Below are 23211 nucleotides of genomic sequence, written 5' to 3'. Positions count from 1 at the left end.
ATCTCTATTTGCCGGAGATGTTTTTCTTTTTTGTTTGTTTTTTAACTTTTTAAACACTTTAGTTTACAAACTAACCGGACTTTTATATACTTTAAATACAATAAAGTATGGAAAGGTTGCTGGTGAATATGATCTCGCGTTATTGCCGAAAATGTTTGCATCAATTTTTTGCTGGCCGCTTGATTGGCGCGGTCTTTCACATCGATGAAGCTTATGCCACCCAGCTGTTGGAGATGGGGCAAGAAAAGGCTGTTGACGATTTTGACGACTTGCTTTGGCGGCAACTCTTTGTTGGGTAGGGACGGCATAGAGCAATTGTTTTCATTGCTGGCTAATCTCTTTGTCATTCGCTAAAATGAGGGCAAATACGTGATACGCAAACGAGGGATCATTCGTGGCAAATAACTGGTTGGAGTATGTAGTAACTGCAGAGGATGCAGGGATGACCGTGGAGCAGATTATTCGCGGCAAACTGGCCGTATCGGGGAGGATGCTGCAGCGTCTCACCCGCAGCAAAGGTATTCAGCTTAACCGCAAGCCTCCGTTTCTGGGCAGACAGGTAAAGGAAGGAGATCGCGTCTCGGTTCGCATCGCCGAACGCACGCCGTCAGCCAAAGAGACAACTGCGCAGCCATCGGCTCGTTTGGCAGCTCTGGACATTTTGTTCGAAGATGAATTTTACTTGATCGTCAACAAACGAGCGGGTATGATGACCCATCCGATCAACAAGGAACAGACGGAAACGCTGGTTGACGTTGTACGCCTGTATTTGCAGGGAAAAGGGGAGACGGGGGCTGTTCATCCGGTCCACAGGCTGGATAAACAGACGTCCGGTGCGGTGTTGCTGGCGAAAAACAGCTATGCGCACCAATTGGCCGATCGCGCTCTGCGAAACAAGGACATCCGCCGCGAGTATTTGGCTGTGCTGTCCGGCCATCTGTCCGAGGAAAGCGGAACGATCGCGGCGCCGATTGGCCGTGACCATAGCCATCCAACCAAGCGCAGGGTGGTCAAACAGGGAGAGCCGGCCGTCACCCACTTTCAGGTTGTCGCTCGGTCAGAACAATTTACGCTGGTTCGCATTGAACTGGAAACCGGAAGGACGCATCAAATCCGTGTGCATTTTCAGCATCTCGGCTATCCGCTGCTGGGCGATACGTTGTATGGCGGGGAGAAAGGGCTGTCCCATCAGGCGCTGCATGCCATCGCGCTCTCTTTCATCCATCCGGTGCATAAACAAGAGGTGTCCGTCGAGGCCGCATTGCCGAAAGATTTGGCGGAGTTTCTGGCCAGAACATTTCCCTCGCATACTCGATAGTGATCGAACAAAACAACAAGCCGTTATTCATAACGGCTTGTTTTTTGCTTGATAGGTTCTGCCATACGTTTATGCTATAATAATTGGAAACTGTTTGACGGCTGGGAGGAGGGGCTCAAATGACGAGGCCAGGGCTGCTTAACGAGGAAAAAGTATTTAAAGATCCGGTACACCGCTATGTTCATGTTCGGGAAGAGCTGATCTGGGACTTGATCAACTCCCCTGAATTTCAGCGTTTGCGCCGAATCAAACAATTGGGGACAAGCTATTTTACTTTTCATGGCGGAGAGCACAGCCGATTTAATCATTCGCTTGGCGTCTACGAAATCATGCGGCGCATTCTGGAAACTTTCGAAGGCCGCATCAAGTTGTCCCGCGATGAGAAACTGCTCTGTCTGTGCGCAGCCTTGTTGCATGATGTGGGACATGGTCCCTTTTCCCATTCATTTGAGAAAGTTTTCCGTTTTGACCACGAAGATTGGACGAAAGCCATCCTGGTAGGAGACACGAATATCAATCGAATTTTGCGCCGGATGGGTGCCCAGTTTCCGCAAAAAGTGTCGGAAGTGATCGCCAAAACGTATGAAAACAAATTGATTGTCAGTCTCATCTCCAGTCAAATTGATGCCGATCGGATGGACTATTTGCTGCGGGATGCGTATTATACGGGCGTTAATTACGGAAACTTCGATATTGAACGGATTTTGCGGGTAATGCGACCGCATGAAGATGGCGTCTTTTTCAAATACAGCGGGATGCACGCGGTTGAAGATTATATTATGTCGCGTTATCAGATGTACTGGCAGGTTTACTTTCACCCGGTGACACGCAGCGCGGAAGTTGTATTGCGGAAAATTTTCCAACGTGCCAAATATTTGTTCCATCATGAATATGAATACCGAATCGAGCCTGTCCAGCTGCTGCCATTTTTTCGCGAACAGGTAGCGCTTCGCGATTACCTCTCGCTTGACGAAGCGGTTGTTTTGTTCTACATCCAGCAGTGGAAAACGGAAGAGGACCCAATATTAAGCGATTTGTGCGAACGATTTTTAGACAGGAATTTATTGAAATATGTCGAATACAATCCAAGGGATTTTAAGCTGTTTGCCGAACTGAAAGAAATATTTAGCGAAGCAGGCATTGATCCTGACTATTACTTGGAAGTGGATTCCACTTCTGATTTGCCTTATGATTTTTATCGAACCTCACAGGAAGAGGAGCGCATCCCGATTATGCTGCAGATGCAGTCGGGGGAGCTGGTCGAATTGTCGCAAAAATCGGTGATAGTGGAAGCAATCAGCGGAAAACGGCGATTTGATTACAAATTGTATTTTCCGATGGACAAAATACAAGCCCTGCCGAAGGAGATCTCCGGGAAGATTAGAGAACGTCTAGGAGTGATGGAGGATGTTTAAGGGTCACGCCAAAATAGTGCGTCTGATTGAGCTTGCAGGTGAGGTAAGTGGTCGGAAGAAACTGCAAAAAATGGTGTACATAGCCAAGCAAATGCAGGTCGATTTTGAAGAGCGCTTTGAATTTCATATGTTTGGGCCGTATTCGGAAGAGCTTACTTTGCGGGTGGACGAGCTTTGCAATCTGGGATTGATTGACGAACAGATGGAAACGCGCGGAGCGATCCAGCTGTATCGATATACCCTTAATGAGGCGGGGCATGAATTTTTGCGTTACCATAACATCAATTTAGGCCAGGGTGAGCCCTTGATCGTCCGTCTGAATCAGGAAAATTCGCGGTTTCTTGAATTGGTTTCCACCATTTTGTATTTTAACAATCTTCCCTATGACGAGATGAAGCACAAAATTTTCACGCTAAAAAGCAAGCAGCGTTACACGGAAGAAGAGATTGAAAAAGGCTTGTTATTCATCGAAGAATTGCGCGGAATCGCAGCGAGCGGAGTTGCTGCTTTGAAACAATAAATTTGCAATTGGACGACCCTATCAAACAAGGCGTCAGCTCACTGTTGGGCTGGCGCCTTCTTTTCCATTTGGCTACTCTTCATCGGCAGGCTCAATGATTTTCTCGAGCAAAGCTGCAAACGTTTCCAATTCATGCGGTTCCAAGCGGTGAAGAAAGTTCGAAACCACCTGTTGGGAAATTTCCATATCTTTTTTCACAACTTCACGTCCGCGATCGGTCAGGGAAACAAACACACTCCGCCGATCGCTTTTACTGTATTCCCGAATAACCAGCCCGCTTTGTTGCAGCCGGTTAATCATGGTTGAGATGACGCTGGGTGTAACTTCCATCAGCTCAGCCAAGGCAGAAATTTTGCACGGTTGCTCACGCTCGATCAGTTTAATGAGATAAAACTGGGTTCGGGTCAATTCCAGGTCCGGACAGCGAATCATTGCTAAATGAAGCTTGCGCCGTCCTTTCAAGATTAGCTTCCAAACGTGAATATTTTTCTCGTTCGCTGCTTCTGGCATACTCCACCTTCACCTCTCGCTGGATCAATTTAATGCCCCTAACGTCTCTCGCTGCACTTAAAAAAACCACTCGAAAAGAATGTATGTAAGCCTAATTATATCGTTTATCGCCGGAATGGGTAAGAGAAGAGGGGGAACAGCATGATGTTCTTGCGGTTGGCATGATCGATTTCGCTGTTTTTTTGTCCCAAACAAACAGAAGATAATAGTTAAAATTGTAAGTATTTGCCTTATATTTAAAAGAAAGGGTGGGAATGTGAACAAAAGACAGATGTATCTTGCACTCGTCGGCGGGGTGCTTTGTTTTGCAAGCGGCTATGGACTGGCCAGCGGCGACCTGGGCCAACTCCCTTCTGCTTTTGCCATCAGCACTCAGACAGACTTGGAATGGGCTGTCTCGAAAGGGTATTTCAATGCGAGTCCCAACGCGAATCAACGAATTACCCAAGCTGAATTTTTAAAAATGTTGATCACGGAATATGACGCGAAGGAGAAGGGCGTAATCGTTCCGCATGGAGCCGAAAACCATTGGGCGGCCGAATACTATGCCACCGCCAAAAAGGAGGGATTGATAGACTGCTCTTGCAAAATCAAGCCGGATCAGCCTTTGACGACCGAAGAAGCCAGCCGTTTCGTGACGGCGGGAATCAATCGGAAAGCGAATACCGCGCTGGTCAAGGTGGACGAGATTGCAAGCTGGCTTCCCAAGAAGAAAGAGGAAGCGATCACTTATGGAGATGCGGCAGCGATCGTGCGTAAGTATAGCCAATATCTCAAAGACCATGATTTGCAGGATTAAACAGGGGGAACAAGGATGAAGAAGATGAAACTTGCCAAAACCATGCTGGCAGCCTTGCTGGCCACTTGTGGAATCGTCCCGGTTTTGTTGTCGGAGCCAACGTCCGTCACGGCCGCCACTTCCGATTACGCCAACCATTGGGCGAAAAAAGAGATTGATTGGGCGCTGCAAAAAGGCTTGATCTGGAAGTATGCCGATGGAACGTTTCGCCCCGATGAAACGGTGACACAGGCGCAGTTCCTGGCCAGCCTCGCCAAAGTGATGGGGTTGAAGGAGAAAGCCCCTTATCCGGCCATCGGCAACCATTGGGCAAGAGGGGTTTATGAGCAGGTCGCCAAAGCGAACTGGTTCTCGCCGGATATAAAGATTGACCCCAATGCGCAAATGACTCGCTATGAAGCCGCGGCATGGATTACCAATGCGTGGGGGCATAAGACGTATGAGCCGATGAAGTACACATTTACTAATCACTTGTTGGTATCAAGTTGGCGATTTAAAAATGGTCTAGAAGGAAAGAAACCGGGTTATTTTGCGTATGAGGAGTATAATTACTTCCTTAAAACTGCTTTGCCAACCGATCGGTTTACGAGAGCAGAACTGGCTCACACGTTAAAAATGATTGATACTCGTAAACGTTACGTTGCGGAAGCAATGGGTTGGACCAATCAATTGAAAAACTCTATGTATGTAAAAGAGGGAAAAGTTTATGGCAAAGTGCCAAACTTGCCTTTTATCGAATACCGGAGGCAAGCACAAGTGGTTTATTGGGATGGAGATGGAACAGACTTTAAACGATTAGAACCGGGTAAAAATTTCGCCCTTCCTGCAACAGGAACGATCTCCATTGATGTGATTATGGATTCCCTTAGTATTTTAACTTACTGTTGGGAACTCCCAAGCTTAAATATGATTAATATCAGAGAAAAGTCATTTTCTTCAATAAGCCAGGCTCGTAATACTGAACTTCTAGGGAACGATGGCAAATGATCAGCAAGCGTAAACAACGAAGAAAAAGACTGAAACAGATATTTTTCTGTTCTTTCTCATTTCTGTTGCTTGCGTTAGCCGCAACTCCGATTATACCGTTACAAACAGTGCAAGCTGCACAACCTCCAGCTCAATCGGTTCCTGTTTCCTTGGTCTATTTAGATAAAGATTTTGCACCGCGAGAGGATCAGCAACATGTTCCTGTTAGTCCAACCTACTCTTTATCTGTAGATGCCAAAGGGAGTAACCCTGCAGATGTTCCGACTGGATCAAGTTTTGTTCTCTCTCGAATCCATATAAAAGTAGGCGGTGTTCTCCCGGGCGGCGGCACGATTGAGGGAGATGGGATCTCTCTTATTGATATAAAGGAAACCAAAGATAACGGCTATCCTATGATAACTGAAGCAACCGTTCAGCAATGGGAACAGCTTTTGGGAAGTGACTATGAACACGTTCGTTCCAGAATCACCCGGTATGAGGTTCATTCAAATACTGGTGCCAATTTTGTCCTGTACTCCCTTTCTGAACTGATCAATATTTCCGGTGGGAGAGGGCTGGAACCTGCTTTTGAGGACTATCGCAAGTATGGAACGCCGCCGCATGATTGGGTCAAATATATTGGGGTCGCGGAATATCAACAAACCCGCGTCCCAACCGCCAGCATTACGTTGAGTGCGGAGCCGAGCGGAGGCTACAAGGTAGGGCAACCGATCCTTATCACGGGGAAAGCGACCGCGTATTCCGCTTATGAACGGTTTGTGATCGTGGACAACTTTAGCGTGATGAACAAGACAACCAATGATCAATACACGGTGCTGGAAGAACCGGGCCGGAAAGAGGCGGAATGGACCAGTGGCTCAGCGAACAAACCGCCGGGCATTTCATTTACGCCGCAAAAGCCGGGAACGTATCTGGTGAGTCTGGCTGTCACGGATTATCACCGGCGCGAGGCCGAAACGTATCCTGTCACCGTGACCTTTCAGGTCGGAGCTGGGCAATGCCGGCCCCTTTCGGCCAGTCTGACGGTTTCCGGCGAACCGGAAGAAACGCTGCAAAACGGCGATGAGTTCGAAATGCCGGACGGCAAAAATACGATTCAAAAACTCATCTTTCCGGTGGCTGGAACATTGCGGGTCAACGGGGTGACGGCTGGAACGGGAACCACCTTTGCGAATTTGCTGGTGACTTCCGAAACCGATCTGGAGTTTACCCCTGCGGATGCGACTTATTGTTTGTTTACCGCGACTCTGCTCAAAGAAGAAGAGATTCCGACTGGAGACAACTGCGATCTGACGATGTATATTACCTCCTACTCTGATGGTGGCGAAGGGGCCGAACTTACCGATACTCCCGTCCGTTCAGATGCCGAGGGAAATCCGCAGCCATTGGGCGCATACACGGACTACATGCACTTGGATACCCGTGGAGTGGAAGGGACGTTTTTTATCGGATCGTTCGAGGATGGCGAGCCGATCAATGACGAACCGGCCAGCGAGGTCAGCTTGTATTCCTTCCCGACATCGGGGACTTTCTATCTGTCTTTCCTGGCTGAAGATGGTTCAGAATGTTGGGTCAAAGCATTTTATATCCAGGATCGGGATTATCAGGGAGAAGTGCAATGTCCGGTCGTGCATCGCGGCAATGATCTGATTCGCAATGGCGAAGTGCTGACGGATGTGAAGTTTAAAGGAAGCCTGTCGCTTCATTCTACGTTTGTCGATGAGAAAGGCATTACGCAAGCTGCCGAAGTGTACTGGCATGTGAAAAAGCCGGATGGAACGGTTTTCGACTTGTATTATGAGGATAAATCGAATGGAAATGGGGAGGCCCTCGTTACGAGCAGCTATTTGGATTTACCGGCGAAAGGTCTCGGCGGAAGAGAAGTAGCCTTTGATCAGGTTGGGACGTATGAGATCAGCTATAGCACCCGAAAAGGCTCCAAATGGGAAGAAAGGAACTGTGAACCGTGGAAGATTCAAGTCGTGATCAGCATATGTTCTGTCACCGAAATTGAAGCAAAGATCAATGGCCGAGAGCAACCGATGGGGGGAACCGGTCTAGCCGGAGATGAGTACACCTTGAGACTGACCGAACCGGACACGGTTGATTTTAAACTGGTCTTTAATCGATTTTATACCAATTACAAAGGCGACTGGGATCTGAAAGAAAAAGGCAGCGCGGTGTCATTGGCCAGAGGCAATTCGCAAAATCCGTTCTCCTATACGTTTACCAAGAACGGCTCCTATGTGTTGACCCTAACCACCACGATTGAAGGAGGAACTTGTGTCAAAACAGTCTTCATCGAGGTAGGACTGGATTGTGACGATTTGACTATCACCGGAAATATCAACGGGAAACCGATCGTTCTCTCCGGGACGGGGACTGCCGCCGATCCGTTCCAAATTGAACTGAATACGACAGAGAAGAACGAACTGGAACTGTCTATTACGAACGGAATCCGCAAATACACGGCTCTCTGGACGCTGTATCGCGGCGGAGAATATTACTATGATGATGAAACGAACCACTTTACGGCTGAGTTGAGAGTCTATCCGCAACCGTACACGATCACCGTTGAAACAAGCTACGGAGACGAAACCTGTACCCACTATATTGAATTTGTCCATCCGAAAGATCCGGACCTGCCGCCAACCAATTTCTATTGCAGCGATTTGGACTTGTTCGTGAGGGCGGCAGGTGAGGACAAGCCGATTGGCGGCAGTGGGAAGACACCGGGAGATCCGTACCTGGTGCCGATCTACGCCGGGCAGGATAACACGGTAAGATTGGCTGCCGATGTAGACGGACAGCATACGAAAGCAACGTTTCTTTTGCGGAAAAATGGCAGTCTTGTCAAAACAGTAGAAGATACGGTCAATGTTATAACGATCCCCGACAGCCAGGATGTCTACACGGTGGAGATTCAGGTGAAATCGCTGGATGGAACCTGTTATCTGTATGTAAAATTCGTCAAAAAGGAGCTGTCGTGTGATCACGTTTATCTGCATTTCCTGACAGGGGACGACCAGTATTTCAATGTCGCTCCCGGTCCCGGCCATGTCGGATCGGTCACGATTCAGGCGGAAAGTCTGGATGAATTCGCGCTGATGCTGACGAGCAAAGAGGACAGTGTGGAAACCGCAGGCGGTTCTTACAACTACGGAGCCACCTTTGAATCGAGTTTGTCCAATGATCTGCCGGATGATTTTGCTGATAAGATATTCGCTCATTATGATACGAAACCAGGAACATACACCTTCAAGATCAAGGTGAATGATCCGCTGTATCCGGCTTTGAATGGCTGTACCTTCACGTTTACGCTGATCATTGACCCGGAAAGCGAACCAACAACGCCGGGTGGTGTGATCGACGGCGGGCAGATGTCCATCCATATTTACGATTCAAAGGAACGAAAACTGGTTAGCGCGTCTGATGGCGTTTGGGAGCGGGAGCCGGCTCGTATCGAGGTGGAAATCGATCAAACGCAAATCGATCGTGCGTTCCGGCAAGTGGACCAGCAGATTGACGAGCTGATCCGTGAACAGGTGGCACGCTACGAGAGGCGGTTTTCCGCGGATGAATATGAAAATGTTCAGATCGACTATGAACCAAGACAGTGGAATAGCAAAACGAGTTCGCTGACGGCTTGGCCGGAGAGCGTTCCGCTAAAGGTAACCGGTCCGGGCGTGGATCAAACGTTTCGCATCCATCCTAAACGGCCGCTGGAATCCAACGTTTATACTGGGACGATCGTTCCGACGCAAACGACATGGCAAGCGGTGTTGCAGACAGAGAAATATTTGGCTGAAGTCGAGGCTTTTTCCATTACCGTTCCCTACGAAATTCAGTTCGCTGTCACCTATGCCAAATGCGAAAGGGACGAGGAAGGGAACGATGGTGACAGGGAAAGCTGTGTAGAAGACACGATCAGATCGACATTAAACGGGACGTATACGATCCAGGTAAAAGGGGCAATGGCCCAATTTGAGGTTTTTGAACCGAATGCGAGCGGCAGCTTGCTGCATACTGCCGAATGGAGCGAGTACCATTCGCGAGATCGCTACCTGGACAGCAAGGCTGATGATTTCTATGCGGGTGAACGCATTCTGACCCGCATCAATTTAACCGAACGCCATCGTCATCCGTTCAGCGGGCAGTTTCCCGAGGTTGTCTCTGCGCAAAGCTGGATATCCGAAACCGGACAAAGAAATACGCCATTGCAATCGGTGTTGAAGCTGACCAAGCTTGATGGGACACACTGGGGCGGTGCCAAGCGGTTCGTGGAAAAACTGGGCAATCGTGAGCTGGGCGTGGATAATGCCTTGATGGGAGATAAGCAGCTTGGATTTAAACAAGGCGGTGAGTATGCCGTCTATTTCCAGGTCAGCTTTTCCTTTGGGGTGACTAAAGGGTATGGATATCCCGACAAAAGCACTGTCGCTGGACACGAGGCAACCGACTACCGGCTCCCTTTCCGAATCATCGCCAACGCCTGGGAGAGACAAGGCATCCGCAACCATACGACCAACTAGGCTGGCCGCCGAACAGGGAGGATGCAAGTTGGCAAATTGCGTTCCGCTTCAAATTCAGGTTAGAATAGAGGGAAGAAGTTAGTGGCTGAAAGGGTGTCGAACCAGAATGGATCTTTTCGATAGCAAGAAGAATAACGGTTTTACGATTATTAGCGGGAAAACGGACGTTCATGGCGGATTTGGCCAAGGAACCCTTGATTTGGGCGCAGTCTCCTCTGTCATTATCGATGGCGATGAAGCCTACATTGACATGGGCGCTCTGCACGCCAAAAGCGCTGTGGAAAAAGGGATCAAATGGACAACCAACAAAGAAGAGGTGCCGAACGGCAAGCCGTACTGGCTGGTATGGGTGACTGTCGATCGCAATGAACAAGGCGCTTATTATGCCGGAGCAACGGCGTGCTATATGGAAATCGATCGGGAAGCGCGCCGCGGTTACAAGATTTTGGCAGAGCACGTGAACCGGATGGACTATTCGATGAAGCGCCGCTATATGTTGGATGAACTTGACGACAAAGCGAAACAAGCCCTCAAAAAGCTGCTGATGGAGCATAATCCTGCAATGTGGGACAATTCGCCGGAACCTTTGAAAGAAGCGCTCAAGGCATAAATTTGAACGCTATGTGAACAAATTGTGAAAACAATTGTTCACAATTCGACTCTCGGGTAAACTGAAGCTATAACATTTACACTAGGTCAACGGACGGGAAAGGGGGCTTCCTCCTTTCCCGTCTGTCATTATGTATAGGCTTACATGAAAACAACTGGATGATTTTTCAGGTTATGGTCCGCAAGAAACTTCGGCACACTACGGATAATCGTTCGTAAGGAGGTGTCGTTTGTTGGCTGCAGGAAATAAAGTTGGTACGGAAGACCATTTTGTCCGGCATGGCGGGGTGCACTTTCGCAGCAACGCCACGCCTGAAGAAATTAACAACTACGTTCGCAAGCTGCCTGCGGGCAAACGGGACAGTCTGTTTGAAGTGTTGGAACAATTGGACAACGCCGGTTTGATCACGATTGTAAACGATCATTTGTTTGCCGACGGCAATGGCGTGATCGGCGGGGGAGAGCAACAGTTCAGCTAGATGGCGACAAAAAACAGGGAGACCGACCGTTGGACGGCTCCCTGTTTTCTCAATTTCGCCACCAGCTGCCCATCCGCTGCCAAAAAGACTGATCAGCGGGCGGTTTGATCGGTGCCGGCGGAGTGTCTGGGTCGGGAATATGATCGGTGCAATATTCCTGAGGCTCGGTTCCGCTGGCAAAATAGACAAGCTGCGGGTTGGGGCAATGCTCGGTCGCCAGCTTTCCGCTTGCCGGATCAATGTATACCGAGGTAACACCTGCCGGCATCTCAAATAAGGCGGGCGGTTGATCTTGCAGGGCATTTTCCATGAATTCTGCCCAAATTTGTGCGGTGAGGCGCGATTCCCTGATTTCATCCAATTTGCGGCCTTTGTCGTAGCCAATCCAGACTGTTGTTGCCAGTTGGGGCGTAAACCCGCTGAGCCACGAGTCATAGTCGGTGGTTCCGGTTTTTCCGGCGACGGGCCGATTGAGTTTGCTGACGACCCGATGTGCCGTGCCGTTTGATTCCTCAAACACACCTTGCATCATATGGGTCAGCAGAAAGCTGGGGACTGGATCGACCACCCGTTTTTTCTCCGGTTTTTCCTCCGCGAGAATATTTCCCTGACTATCGACGATTTTGGTAATGGCGATCGGTTTGACCCATTCTCCTTGATTGGCCAATGTACTGTAAGCGACTGTCATCTCGTAAGGAGAAACAGGTGAGGTCCCCAAAGCCAGCGAAGGAACAGCCTGAAGCTGGCTGGTGATCCCGACGGCATGGGCTTGTTCGATCAGTTTGGCTGGCGTAATTTGTTCGATTGTTTTTACGGCATAAATGTTGTCCGAAGTGGCGATCGCCTGTTGCATGCTGATAAAATCATGGAAATAGTGGTCGCCAAAATTGCTGGGAATGTATTGTTTGCCGTTGTCATACGTAAAAACGGTCGGTTCGCTTTTCATCATCGTCAGCGGCGTAAAGCCGTTTTGCAAGGCGGCGAGATAAAGAAACGGCTTAAAGGAAGAGCCGGGCTGACGTTTGGCGAAAGCGCGATTGTATTGGCTTTTGCTGTAATCCCTTCCGCCAACCATCGCCTTGACCTCGCCGGTTGCCGGTTCGATCGCGACCAATGCCGTTTGCAATTCCGGATTGTCTTTCGGCATCACTTTGGCAATTGCCGCTTCTGCCTTTTTTTGCATGTCGTAATCAAGTGTGGTATAAATTTTTAAACCACCATGAATAAACTGTTCCTCGTCAATGCCGTATTTGTTTCGCAACAAACTGCCCAAATAATCGCGGAAATAAGGGGCAATGTCCGCTGTGTTTTTTTCATTTTTTTGCACCAGCGTTATCTTTTCTTGATAAGCTTGTTCCGCTTGTTCCTTCGTAATGTAGCCATCCCGCTGCATCGCATCCAAAACCAGTTTCTGCCGGGATTTGGCATGATCAAAATGGTCATAAGGCGAATAATAGGAAGGATTGTTGGCGATCGAAGCCAACAGGGAACTTTCCGCCAAGCTCAAGTCTTTCGCATGTTTGCCAAAATAGGTCAAGGCGGCGGACTCGACTCCGTAGGCAGAGCGTCCGTAGTAAATTTGATTCAGATACATCTGCAAAATCTCTTCTTTGCTGTAGTTGAATTCCAGCTGAATCGCCAGCAATGCTTCTTTGATTTTTCTTCGCCATGTCTTTTCCTGGGTTAAATACAGATTGCGGGCGAGCTGCTGTGTAATCGTGCTGGCGCCTTGCAGCTTGTTCATGTTCTTCAAATCGACATAAGCCGCCATCGCCGAACGCTTCAAATCAAAGCCATAGTGGTCCCAAAAATAGCGATCCTCGATGGCAACCGTGGCCTGTTGCATTGTCGGGGCAATCTGGTCCAGCGGAACGACGTAGCGATTGATGCCGCGGTGCAGCGTGTCCAGCACCTCGCCGTTTTTGGCGTAAATCGTGGTCGTCTGACTGACGCTTGCCGCCGGCAGGGGTTGCGAGCGCAAATACAGAAGCAACAGCAGAAGCGCAAAAGAGGCGAGCAGTATACAAAGTATGGCGAGTTTTATGAATTTTTTTGTCCAGCGCAAATACCGAAGTAAGGGTGCTTCGGGAATCACTTCCATGTCGGTTCAACCCCTTTCGTGCGAATAGCGAGAGATGAAAAATTGGGACATACTAAAGGATGAAGGCTATTATTAGTATGGTTGGATTTGGCAAATGGTATACTTTTTTCAAGCAAATCCTTGTCTCAAGTGAAAATGTACTTGCATTTTGAGGGGGAGCATCTATAATTTTCTTGTTGACCAAGCTGTTGAATCATCTAATTATTTGAAGCTGAGCAGTCCGGGATTGTTCAGATAAGAGGAGGTTACATATCGATGTCGATGGAAATGGAATTGTGGTATACAGAAAAACAAACGGAAAACCACGGAATTACAACAAAGATTTCCGAAACGCTATATAGTGAACAAACCGAATTTCAAAAAATAGATATTATCAATACCAAGCAATTTGGCCGAATGCTGGTGCTTGACGGCATGGTGATGACCACAGATGTGGACGAATTTGTTTATCACGAAATGATTACCCATATTGCGATGAACACTCATCCCAACCCGAAAAAAGTATTGGTTGTCGGCGGTGGAGACGGCGGAGCGATTCGCGAGGTCGTGAAGCACAGCGCCGTGGAAAAAGCGGTCTTGGCCGAGATTGACGGCGGTGTAATCGAGTCCAGCAAAAAATACTTTCCGCACATCGCCAGCGCATTGATGGGCAACACCCGTGTCGACGTACAGGTGATCGACGGGGTAAAACATATCCATGAGCACAAAGGGGAATATGATGTGATCATGGTCGATTCCACTGAACCGGTGGGACCAGCAGTCGGCTTGTTTGAAAAAGGCTTCTACCAAGGAATTTACGATGCGTTGAAACCGGATGGAATTCTTGTGGCGCAAACAGAATCTCCCTGGTTCAACCGCGAGTTGATCAAACGTGTCTTTAAAGATCTGAAATCGATCTTCCCGATCACCCGGTTGTATACTTGCAGCATTCCAACCTATCCATCGGGCTTGTGGAGCTTTACGATCGCATCGAAAAAATACGATCCAATCGAAGTGGATGCGGCGCAAATCAAAGATTTGGATACGAAATACTATTCGCCGGAAATTCACCACGCTGTCTTCAAACTGCCAAAATTTGTCGAAGAGCTGACGCGCGACTAAACGGGAAGGGGTACTGGGAAGATGAGATTTGATGAAGCATACTCCGGCAAGGTGTTTATTCGCAGCCATGCTGACTACGAAGAAAGCCAGGCTGTCATATACGGCATGCCGATGGATTGGACAGTAAGCTTTCGCCCAGGCTCTCGCTTCGGCCCTGCCCGCATCCGGGAAGTCTCCATCGGGTTGGAAGAATACAGCCCGTACCTGGACCGGTTGCTCGAGGAAGTCAAATATTTCGATGCCGGCGATATTCCGCTGCCGTTTGGCAATGTGGAAGGAAGCTTGCAAGCGATCAAGGAGTTTGTCGGCAAAGTATTGGCGGACGGAAAAATGCCGATTGGACTTGGCGGGGAGCATCTGGTAACCTGGCCGGTGATTCAGGCGGTTTACGAGAAGTATAAACAGGATCTGGTCATTTTCCATTTCGATGCCCATACCGACCTGCGCGACCACTACGAGGGATATGAATACTCTCACTCCACCCCGATCAAAAAAGCGTGCAATCTGATCGGCGGGAAAAATGTGTATTCCTTTGGCATTCGCAGCGGGATGAAGGAAGAATTTGCATGGGCGAAGGAAAATATGCATCTGTACAAATACGATGTGCTGGAACCGGTCAAACAAGTGTTGCCAACGATCGGGAATCGCCCGATTTACCTGACGATCGATATCGATGTGCTTGATCCGTCGGCCGCTCCCGGGACAGGCACCACGGAAGCAGGCGGCATCACCTCCCGCGAGCTGCTGGAGACAATTCATTTCATGGCGCAAAACGGCGCGAATGTGATTGGCTGTGATCTGGTAGAAGTTGCGCCGGTTTACGATCATAGTGAAATGACCCAGATTGTTGCTTCGAAAATTGTCCGCGAACTGATTCTCGGTTTCGTGAAATAACAGCTAAGAAAGGGCTGCCTGGATGGGCGGCCCTTTTGTGCGTCGGGATAGCCGGTTGCAATCGGCCGGAAGGGGTCGTTACAATGAAAGAAATACACTTTTGAAGCGGGGATGAGCAGTATGCAGGACGTACAGATACAGCTTGCTGTAACGCATCAGGCCAACGGGCAAACGGAGCAAACCCGCTATTCCTATCAAGGCAGGGGAACGAAAAAGGAAAACGGATGGTACTTCTCCTATCCAGAGAGTCTGGAAGGAGTCGGAACGATCCAAACTGTGCTCAAGGTCGGAGAAGCGGACGTCACGTTGTTGCGCCAGGGCAAATTGCAAATGAAACAACTGTTTGCAAAAGGCAAAACAAGTGAAACGATTTACAACAGCCCAATGGGACCTTTAACGATGGAGACCCATACCCGCAAAGTGAAGATCAAACGGGAAGCGGACCGGCCTGCCCAGCTTTTGCTCGCGTACCAGGTTTGGCTGAATGGGCAGTATGCCGGCGATTACGAACTGCACCTTCTGTTTCAGTGGCAATGAGCAGGCGGTGGCCTGCGGTTCGGCAACAACGCATGGCAAGCGTCCGATTCTCTGGCACGATTTTTGCTGCTTCTCAGGTAGAGGTGTCCGATTGAGGATTACAGCCGTTCTCTGTTTGATTGTGCCGGAAATTCGGCAGACTGACGAATTTGCGGCAGTTCTGCAAAGGGGCGTGTTTCATATATGACAATGTCGGAAACAGCGCAAATGCTTGAAGCTATTCTGGCCACCATCGATGAAGGCATCCATGTTGTCGACGCCAACGGAATTACGATATTTTACAATCATGTGGCCGCCCGCCTTGACGGCTTGACCCAGGAGGAGGTCCTGGGGAAACCGCTGTTGGAGGTATTCCCTTCGCTTGATCGCGACAGCAGCACGCTTTTGCGGGTGATTGAAAACGGGCAGCCGATCTATAACCAGCCACAAACCTATACCAACTGGCGCGGCATGAAAGTGGAGACGGTCAATACCACTCTGCCGGTGCATGTGGGACAGCGTTTGGTCGGCGCGGTTGAGGTGGCCAAAGATATCGGCAAGCTGAAAGAATTGTCTGGCCGCTTGATCGACCTGCAAGCCAAGCTGGGCAAAAACAAACGCGGCAAAAGGGGGGAGCCTGATCCCAATTTGTATCAATTTGCCGATATTTTGACTGACAACCAGGAAATGCAGCAGCTGATTGCCCGGGCGAAACGAGCAGCAGCGACCTCCTCGCCTGTGTTGATTTATGGCGAGACGGGAACGGGCAAAGAGCTGTTCGTCCAGTCGATCCATCAAGCTTCGGCACGCAGCGGCAAGCCGTTTATTGCGCAAAATTGCGCCGCTTTGCCGGCGACGTTGTTGGAAAGCATTTTGTTTGGCACGACCAAGGGCAGTTTTACCGGTGCGGATGACCGGCCAGGGTTGTTTGAATTGGCCGACGGCGGTACGCTGTTTCTCGATGAGTTGAACAGCATGCCGCTTGATTTGCAGGCCAAATTGCTGAGAGTCTTGCAGGATGGCCACATTCGCCGGATTGGCGACAGCAAGACGACGTTTGTCGATGTCAGACTGATGGCAGCGATTAACGAGCCGCCGCAGGAGGTTGTGAAGCAGGGGCGAATGCGGACCGATCTGTATTACCGGATCAATGTCGTTTCCTTTGAAATTCCGCCGTTGCGCAAGCGGAAAGAAGATATCGAACTGCTTACCCGTCATTTCATACACAAGTACAATCAACGCTTCCAGATGAAAGTGACGGCAGTCTCTCCGGAGGCAAAACGTTTGTTTCAGCATTATGACTGGCCGGGAAATGTGCGCGAACTCGAACATGTCATTGAAGCGGCGATGAATATGGTGGACGGTGAACAGATCAAGCTGGAGCATCTGCCCGCGCACTTGGGGGAAAAAGTGGCCTCGAAACCGCAGATTCGCGTGGAGTGGGATGCCGGCAAGCGGCAAAAGCTGCCGGAACTGCTTCGTGAGCTGGAGGAAGAATTGATCAGCCAGGCGTTGCGGGAAACGGAAGGCAACATTCTGCAAGCAGCCAAACTGTTGGGGATTCCCCGGCAAACGCTGCAATACAAGTTGGCGAACCGGATTCATCCCTCATAACTGCCGAATGACCGGCACTCTGCTGCCGAAAAACAGGCATTTACCCAGGCACAATGACCAAAAAACCGTAGTCTGAATGTTTTGAATACGGTGGCACGAAGATTGCATCTCTGCTCTTGCAGGATAAAAATTGCTGGCAAGAGAGGGGAGTTTGCAATGCTAACGTCAACAAAAAGAAACTGGCGCGACGTCGAATTGTGGAAAGAGGTCAGTGAGGAGCAATGGAACGATTGGATGTGGCAATTGACCAACACGATTCGCACGGTTGACGATTTAAAGAAAGTGATTCATCTGACGCCTGATGAGGAACAGGGCGTGCGGATTTCCAACCAGACGATTCCGCTGAACATTACGCCTTACTATGCGATGCTGATGGACCCGGATGACCCGACCGATCCGGTGCGGATGCAATCGGTGCCCATCTCTTCGGAGATCATCCGGACGAAATACGATATGGAGGACCCGCTGCATGAGGATGAAGATTCTCCCGTGCCTGGACTGACACACCGTTACCCGGATCGCGTCCTGTTTCTGGTCACCAACCAATGCTCCATGTATTGCCGGTATTGCACGCGCCGCCGTTTTTCCGGCCAGATCGGCATGGGGGTACCCAAGAAACAACTGGATGCCTGCATTGATTACATTCGGCGCACACCCGAGGTGCGAGACGTGTTGCTCTCCGGCGGGGATGGCTTGCTGATCAATGACCGTATTTTGGAGTATATCCTGAAAAGCTTGCGGGAGATTCCGCACGTGGAGATTATCCGGATCGGGACGAGAGCGCCGGTCGTGTTTCCGCAGCGAATTACGGAAAACCTTTGTGCCATTTTGAAAAAATACCACCCTGTCTGGTTGAATACGCATTTTAATCATCCGCGGGAGATTACCCCGGAAGCGGCGCGCGCCTGCGAGATGCTGGCTGATGCCGGAGTGCCGCTCGGCAACCAATCGGTGATCTTGGCCGGAATCAACGACTGTCCGCATGTCATGAAGAAACTGATGCACGATCTGGTCAAAATACGCGTTCGTCCCTACTACATTTACCAGTGTGATCTGTCGGAAGGAATCGGCCATTTCCGCGCGCCGGTCAGCAAGGGGATCGAAATCATCGAGCATCTGCGTGGCCATACGTCGGGGTATGCCGTGCCTACCTTTGTGGTCGATGCCCCGCATGGAGGCGGAAAGATACCGGTTATGCCGAACTATGTGATCTCCCAGTCGGCAGAGAAAGTTGTGCTGCGAAACTTCGAAGGAGTGATTACCTCCTATCCGGAGCCGAAACAGTACCAGCCGCATCGCGAGGATGATTGCGAATATTGTCAGGCCGCCAGAGGAAAGGCAGTGGGGATTGCCGCACTGATGCGGGATGAAGCCAACAACCTAGAACCGACAGAGTTGCCGCGCCACAAACGGATACGGGCAACGAAGATCAAATCGCTTGCCGACATCCGTCTGGAACAAAAGGAGAAAAAGGCCAGCGAGGATTGAGCCAGCGGGCAAAACAAGCGAGGGAATTAGAGATTGTCCCTACCTTTTCACTCACGTATAATAGTATGCAAACATGAGACGTTGACTGGTTTTGGCAGCAAAAGAACCGCCGATCAGACGCTCAGTTGGGGAAAGGTGGCACAGCAACTTGTTGGAAAAGAAGAAAAAAATTCCTTCGCTTGTGAAAGATCCAAAACTGATCGAGAAACGACGCGATCAAATTGTTGAAGCAGCGGTTGAGCTGTTTATTCATAAAGGATTTCATAAGACGACAACCCGGGAGATCGCCAAAGCTTCCGGTTTTAGCATCGGCACCTTGTATGAATATATTGAATCGAAAGAAGACGTATTGTATCTCGTATGCGATGCGATTCACGCTGAGGTGGAAAACCGTCTGCGCGAAGCGCTCACTTTTAACGGAAACGGATTGCGTATATTGAAAATGGCTTTGCGCAGCTTTTTTCGCGTCATGGATCAGATGAACGACCGCGTCTTGCTGATCTATCAAGAGACGAAGTCGCTGCCGTCAGGGACAATCAGCTACGTGCTGCGCCGCGAAGAAGAAATTCGCGGAATTTTCGAAGAGATATTGCGGACCGGTATCCAGGACGGTTCGATTCACATTGATGAAAAACATGTGCAATTGATGGCTGACAATATACTCGTGCTTGGCGAGATGTGGGTGTTTCGCCGCTGGGCGCTTCGGAAGCATTACACGCTGGAGGAATATATCGAAAAGCAGACGGCGCTGCTGTTGCGCGAGATTACGGAAAAATAGGGAGACGGCGGACGAACGGGAGCGGATGCCGCATCCGCGTTGGGCTGGCGGCGAATGTGGGCCGATTCGTTTGAAAACCTTGCATTTTAGTCTAAAATAAGGAATACTGTAACATAGCCAATTTATTGTTGTGAAAGGACGTGCCCTCCGTGAGTCAATTGCTTGCACATATTGAGTCAGAGAAACTGAATGAAATGGCCTTGGTTGATATCGCTTATGAAATTTTGCGCGAAACCAACCACCCTCATAATTTCCGTGAGCTGATGGATAGAATCTCCGCTCTGCGCCACTTAACCGAAGAGCAAAAAATGGGCATGATTGCACAAGTATATACAGAAATTAATATTGATGGCCGTTTCGTCTGCCTGGGCGAAAATACTTGGGGACTGAAACGCTGGTACCCGACTGATACCGTTGAAGAAACGCAGGAAGGCGGCAAGAAGAAGAAGGTTGTTCTTGACGATGACTTCGACGACGATTACGAAGTGGAAGAAGACCTGGTTGAAGAATTCGAGGACGAGGACATCGCTTTGTTTGAAGAAGACGAGGATTTCGTTGATGAAGACGCCGATATCGACGATATTGACGAGGATTTGGAAACCGACGAGATTGTCGAAGAAGACGAGATTTTTGAAAGCGATGATGAAGAACTGGAAGAGCTTGATGCAGAGGAAGAATTGGATGAGGAAAATGATGACTGATAATTCCTTGACTTCCGCATTCTAAACAGATAAAATACTTTTTGGGCTTTACATGAAGAGAGTTCAAATATGGAAAGATATAAAACAAAAGTGCCCCTACCCGCATGATGACGGGTTAGGTTATCGCTTTTGTTTTTTCTTTTTTAAAGCCGTCTCGTCAATCATTCGCATTGATTATTGATATATTGGAACAGGGGAAAGAGGGGACTAAAACGATGGCGAAGTATATTTTTGTGACAGGTGGGGTTGTATCCTCACTGGGTAAGGGGATCACCGCAGCGTCGCTCGGTCGATTATTGAAAAACAGAGGTCTGAAGGTAACATTGCAAAAATTTGACCCATACATTAACGTCGATCCGGGAACGATGAGCCCATACCAACATGGTGAAGTGTTTGTGACCGATGACGGGGCTGAGACTGACCTCGATTTGGGTCACTATGAGCGTTTTATTGATATCAATCTCAACGCCAACTCCAACGTGACAACAGGGAAAATCTATTCGGCTGTAATCGCCAAAGAACGGAGAGGCGACTACCTTGGCGGAACCGTTCAAGTAATCCCGCATATCACTAATGAGATTAAAGAACGCGTGTTCCGCGCAGGACGGGAAACCGGTGCTGACGTAGTCATTACGGAAATCGGCGGGACTGTAGGGGATATCGAGAGTTTGCCTTTCCTGGAGGCGATTCGCCAAATTAAAAGCGATATTGGCCGCGAAAATGTCATGTACATTCACGTAACCTTGATCCCGTATATCAAGGCGGCGGGTGAAATGAAAACCAAACCTACCCAGCACAGCGTGAAAGAACTGCGCAGTTTGGGGATTCAGCCAAATGTGATTGTAACCCGGACAGAGCATCCGCTTTCCCAAGAGATGAAAGACAAACTGGCGCTTTTCTGTGACATTGACAAAAATGCAGTGATCGAAGGGATCGATGCGGAAACGTTGTATGAAGTGCCGTTGCAATATCAGGCGCAAGGATTGGATGACTACGTCTGCCGTCATCTGGGACTGACTTGTTCCGAAGCTGATATGACCGAGTGGAAGCAATTGGTAGACAGAATCAAAAACTTGCAGCATACAACCCGGATCGCCATCGTCGGGAAATATGTAGAATTGCATGATGCTTATCTGTCTGTTGCCGAAGCGTTGTATCATGCCGGCTATGCGAACGATACGGACATCGAGATCAAATGGGTCAGCGCGGAAGAGGTAACGAGCCAAAATGTTGAACAATTGCTGGGCGATGTTGACGGAATTTTGGTTCCGGGCGGATTTGGCGATCGCGGCATTGAAGGGAAAATTGAGGCGACACGTTACGCGCGGGAAAAGAAAGTTCCGTTCCTGGGCATTTGCCTCGGCATGCAAATTGCGGTCATTGAATATGCGCGCAATGTGGCCGGCATGGAAGGGGCCAACAGTTCGGAAATCAATCCAAACACCAAGTATCCGGTAATTGATTTGCTGCCGGAACAAAAAGAGATCGAGGACAAAGGCGGTACGATGCGCCTGGGACTCGGACCGAGCAAGCTGGTCGAGGGCAGTTTGGCGGAGCAAGCGTATAACAGTTCGCTCATCTATGAACGGCATCGGCACCGTTATGAAGTGAACAATGAATATCGCGAGCGGTTGACCAGCCTTGGCCTGCGTGTATCCGGCACGACACCTGACGGCAGATTGGTGGAGGTTGTAGAGATTCCGGATCACCCTTGGTTCGTGGCAACGCAATTCCATCCGGAATTCACTTCCCGTCCGAACCGGCCGCAGCCGCTGTTCCGCGAATTTGTCAAAGCGTCGCTCGCACATAAACGATAATGGAGGGGCAAGTATTGCCTCTTTACACATAACTCAAAAACAAACGCACCTTTTCCCGCGGGATGAAGGTGCGTTTTTAATTGCTCGCTCATGGTGGCGGATGGTCAATGAAACAAAGGGCCGATCCAGGCAACCCAATATGCGGCGGGAACAAAAATCACCTGGCCGAGCAGCGTGCCGAAGAAACGGGAAAACATTAACCAGACCAGTGTCTTTTGAATATCTTCCTGACCGGTTTTTCCTTGCATCGCTCTGTCGGTCAGCAAGGCGACCTGCGGATCAATCAGAATGGTAAAGATGATCGTGGCAAACCCGTTGATCAACCCGGACGACATCGTTACCGCCAATTTATATTCAGGATTTAGCAAGGAGGCATACAGGGCAGCCAAGACGCTGACCGTAAAGATCGAGGTGACGATGCAATTCAAGATCAACAGCCGAACCGGCGCACTGCCCAGTCGAAAACGGCTGAGCATTTCCCATCTGGGCAGTCGCAGATGGTGGCCGGCGTGTTTGATGCTTTGCAGGGAAACGGAATTTTTCAGCATCTGCGGTATCGAACCAGCCACTTCGAGATGGGCGATCAGCCGAGTCGACAAGGCTACGGCCGTGGGGAACAGCAGAATCGCCAAAGCAGTTCCGACGGAAGCGGCCGCGATGACGATGCGCAAGTCATTTTGCACATCAAAATGCAATTTGCCCGCCATGTCAATCAATCCGCCCAACATCGGCCCTTGCAACATATTGGAGGTGCGCGAAACTAGCACGATCGCTCCGGTCAACGACAGGGCGACAGCCAGTTTCCCGGTGCGGACTCCCGCCAGCCGGATTGCATAGGAAAGCGTTTCCGATGTATGTATAATTAAAGTAAAGAAGGAGATAAGCAGGACATGTTCAAACACTTGGGAACCCTCCCGTGCCACCGGCAAATAACAACATTCAGCAGTTCCTAATTGTACAATATTCCGGAGTGTTTTCCCAGAAGTGGCAGCAGTTGTTTATAAGGATTTTAAAAAAATCTAGCGACAGGCA

At 49.5% G+C, this 23211-nt stretch carries 20 protein-coding genes; 17 read left to right on the top strand and 3 right to left on the bottom strand.

The genetic code is table 11. From position 1 onward, the window contains the following. Positions 1–122 precede the first annotated feature (122 nt). The 4 genes from JOD01_RS08995 to JOD01_RS08980 all read left to right on the top strand — a co-directional run bounded on the left by JOD01_RS08995 (position 123) and on the right by JOD01_RS08980 (position 3253). The gene (locus JOD01_RS08995; protein ID WP_204517988.1) at positions 123–299 is read left to right on the top strand and encodes a hypothetical protein; all 177 of its coding nucleotides are present in this window, start codon (positions 123–125) and stop codon (positions 297–299) included. Between the two features lie 95 nt (positions 300–394). After that, positions 395–1318: an RluA family pseudouridine synthase gene (locus JOD01_RS08990; RefSeq protein ID WP_338028544.1), complete on the top strand. Its 924-nt coding sequence runs from the start codon at positions 395–397 to the stop codon at positions 1316–1318. A 119-nt stretch (positions 1319–1437) separates the two neighbouring features. Further along, positions 1438–2733, top strand: a complete 1296-nt coding sequence (locus JOD01_RS08985) for an HD domain-containing protein (RefSeq protein WP_204517987.1) — start codon at positions 1438–1440, stop codon at positions 2731–2733. Then, positions 2726–3253 (top strand): YwgA family protein, encoded by a 528-nt coding sequence (locus JOD01_RS08980; RefSeq protein ID WP_204517986.1) that lies wholly within the window; start codon positions 2726–2728, stop codon positions 3251–3253. The genes JOD01_RS08985 and JOD01_RS08980 overlap by 8 nt, the downstream gene beginning before the upstream one ends. Positions 3254–3325: 72 nt before the next feature. Here JOD01_RS08980 and JOD01_RS08975 read toward each other — a convergent pair whose 3' ends face one another. Further along, the gene (locus tag JOD01_RS08975) at positions 3326–3763 is read right to left on the bottom strand and encodes a MarR family winged helix-turn-helix transcriptional regulator (RefSeq protein WP_204517985.1); all 438 of its coding nucleotides are present in this window, start codon (positions 3761–3763) and stop codon (positions 3326–3328) included. Positions 3764–4019: 256 nt separating this feature from the next. Between JOD01_RS08975 and JOD01_RS08970 the strand changes: the two genes are divergently transcribed. The 5 genes from JOD01_RS08970 (at position 4020) to JOD01_RS08950 (ending at position 11169) form a co-directional block, all read left to right on the top strand. Further along, entirely contained in the window at positions 4020–4562 is a 543-nt protein-coding gene (locus JOD01_RS08970; RefSeq protein WP_204517984.1) for a hypothetical protein, read from the top strand. Between the two features lie 15 nt (positions 4563–4577). Beyond that, positions 4578–5549: an S-layer homology domain-containing protein gene (locus tag JOD01_RS08965; RefSeq protein ID WP_204517983.1), complete on the top strand. Its 972-nt coding sequence runs from the start codon at positions 4578–4580 to the stop codon at positions 5547–5549. Between the two features lie 392 nt (positions 5550–5941). Beyond that, positions 5942–10081, top strand: a complete 4140-nt coding sequence (locus JOD01_RS08960) for a hypothetical protein (RefSeq protein WP_204517982.1) — start codon at positions 5942–5944, stop codon at positions 10079–10081. Between the two features lie 106 nt (positions 10082–10187). After that, positions 10188–10691, top strand: coding sequence for a YwhD family protein (locus JOD01_RS08955; protein WP_204517981.1), 504 nt, complete (start codon positions 10188–10190; stop codon positions 10689–10691). A 232-nt stretch (positions 10692–10923) separates the two neighbouring features. Next, positions 10924–11169 carry a hypothetical protein gene (locus JOD01_RS08950; RefSeq protein WP_239565338.1) on the top strand — a complete coding sequence of 82 codons (246 nt, stop codon included), beginning with the start codon at positions 10924–10926 and terminating at the stop codon, positions 11167–11169. Positions 11170–11218: 49 nt separating this feature from the next. On the opposite strand, the gene JOD01_RS08945 is transcribed toward JOD01_RS08950, so the two are convergent. Continuing rightward, positions 11219–13270 (bottom strand): transglycosylase domain-containing protein, encoded by a 2052-nt coding sequence (locus tag JOD01_RS08945; RefSeq protein ID WP_204517979.1) that lies wholly within the window; start codon positions 13268–13270, stop codon positions 11219–11221. A 267-nt stretch (positions 13271–13537) separates the two neighbouring features. Between JOD01_RS08945 and speE the strand changes: the two genes are divergently transcribed. From speE to JOD01_RS08905, 8 genes are all read left to right on the top strand, one after another. Further along, complete coding sequence (speE, locus tag JOD01_RS08940) at positions 13538–14371, top strand: polyamine aminopropyltransferase (RefSeq protein ID WP_204518144.1); 834 nt, start codon at positions 13538–13540, stop codon at positions 14369–14371. A gap of 21 nt (positions 14372–14392) precedes the next feature. Next, positions 14393–15265, top strand: a complete 873-nt coding sequence (speB, locus tag JOD01_RS08935; RefSeq protein WP_204517978.1) for an agmatinase — start codon at positions 14393–14395, stop codon at positions 15263–15265. A 120-nt stretch (positions 15266–15385) separates the two neighbouring features. Then, positions 15386–15802, top strand: coding sequence for a YwiB family protein (locus JOD01_RS08930; RefSeq protein WP_204517975.1), 417 nt, complete (start codon positions 15386–15388; stop codon positions 15800–15802). Between the two features lie 183 nt (positions 15803–15985). Next, positions 15986–17395 carry a sigma-54 interaction domain-containing protein gene (locus JOD01_RS08925; RefSeq protein WP_204517973.1) on the top strand — a complete coding sequence of 470 codons (1410 nt, stop codon included), beginning with the start codon at positions 15986–15988 and terminating at the stop codon, positions 17393–17395. 156 nt (positions 17396–17551) lie between these two features. Continuing rightward, positions 17552–18883 carry a lysine 2,3-aminomutase gene (kamA, locus tag JOD01_RS08920; RefSeq protein WP_204517972.1) on the top strand — a complete coding sequence of 444 codons (1332 nt, stop codon included), beginning with the start codon at positions 17552–17554 and terminating at the stop codon, positions 18881–18883. 148 nt (positions 18884–19031) lie between these two features. Continuing rightward, positions 19032–19661 (top strand): TetR/AcrR family transcriptional regulator, encoded by a 630-nt coding sequence (locus JOD01_RS08915; RefSeq protein ID WP_204517970.1) that lies wholly within the window; start codon positions 19032–19034, stop codon positions 19659–19661. 149 nt (positions 19662–19810) lie between these two features. Beyond that, positions 19811–20362, top strand: a complete 552-nt coding sequence (gene rpoE, locus JOD01_RS08910) for a DNA-directed RNA polymerase subunit delta (RefSeq protein WP_204517968.1) — start codon at positions 19811–19813, stop codon at positions 20360–20362. Between the two features lie 215 nt (positions 20363–20577). After that, positions 20578–22179, top strand: a complete 1602-nt coding sequence (locus JOD01_RS08905) for a CTP synthase (RefSeq protein ID WP_204517967.1) — start codon at positions 20578–20580, stop codon at positions 22177–22179. Between the two features lie 104 nt (positions 22180–22283). Here JOD01_RS08905 and JOD01_RS08900 read toward each other — a convergent pair whose 3' ends face one another. After that, on the bottom strand, positions 22284–23081 hold the full coding sequence (locus tag JOD01_RS08900; protein WP_204517965.1) for a lipid II flippase family protein: 798 nt from the start codon (positions 23079–23081) through the stop codon (positions 22284–22286). Between the last annotated feature and the right edge of the window lie 130 nt (positions 23082–23211).

This window comes from Brevibacillus fulvus, from assembly GCF_016908525.1.
Classification (GTDB): domain Bacteria; phylum Bacillota; class Bacilli; order Brevibacillales; family Brevibacillaceae; genus Brevibacillus_G; species Brevibacillus_G fulvus.
Note: the sequence above shows the minus strand (reverse complement) of the source record. Positions and strands in the feature narration are given on the sequence as shown.

Bases quoted from the DNA above. Each gene is read 5' to 3' on its own strand.
- JOD01_RS08985 (WP_204517987.1), top strand. From the start codon at position 1,438: ATGACGAGGCCAGGGCTGCTTAACGAGGAAAAAGTATTTAAAGATCCG.
- JOD01_RS08980 (WP_204517986.1), top strand. From the start codon at position 2,726: ATGTTTAAGGGTCACGCCAAAATAGTGCGTCTGATTGAGCTTGCAGGT.
- JOD01_RS08975 (WP_204517985.1), bottom strand. From the start codon at position 3,763: ATGCCAGAAGCAGCGAACGAGAAAAATATTCACGTTTGGAAGCTAATC.
- JOD01_RS08965 (WP_204517983.1), top strand. From the start codon at position 4,578: ATGAAGAAGATGAAACTTGCCAAAACCATGCTGGCAGCCTTGCTGGCC.
- JOD01_RS08960 (WP_204517982.1), top strand. From the start codon at position 5,942: ATGATAACTGAAGCAACCGTTCAGCAATGGGAACAGCTTTTGGGAAGT.
- JOD01_RS08955 (WP_204517981.1), top strand. From the start codon at position 10,188: ATGGATCTTTTCGATAGCAAGAAGAATAACGGTTTTACGATTATTAGC.
- JOD01_RS08945 (WP_204517979.1), bottom strand. From the start codon at position 13,270: ATGGAAGTGATTCCCGAAGCACCCTTACTTCGGTATTTGCGCTGGACA.
- speE (WP_204518144.1), top strand. From the start codon at position 13,538: ATGGAATTGTGGTATACAGAAAAACAAACGGAAAACCACGGAATTACA.
- speB (WP_204517978.1), top strand. From the start codon at position 14,393: ATGAGATTTGATGAAGCATACTCCGGCAAGGTGTTTATTCGCAGCCAT.
- JOD01_RS08930 (WP_204517975.1), top strand. From the start codon at position 15,386: ATGCAGGACGTACAGATACAGCTTGCTGTAACGCATCAGGCCAACGGG.
- JOD01_RS08925 (WP_204517973.1), top strand. From the start codon at position 15,986: ATGACAATGTCGGAAACAGCGCAAATGCTTGAAGCTATTCTGGCCACC.
- kamA (WP_204517972.1), top strand. From the start codon at position 17,552: ATGCTAACGTCAACAAAAAGAAACTGGCGCGACGTCGAATTGTGGAAA.
- JOD01_RS08905 (WP_204517967.1), top strand. From the start codon at position 20,578: ATGGCGAAGTATATTTTTGTGACAGGTGGGGTTGTATCCTCACTGGGT.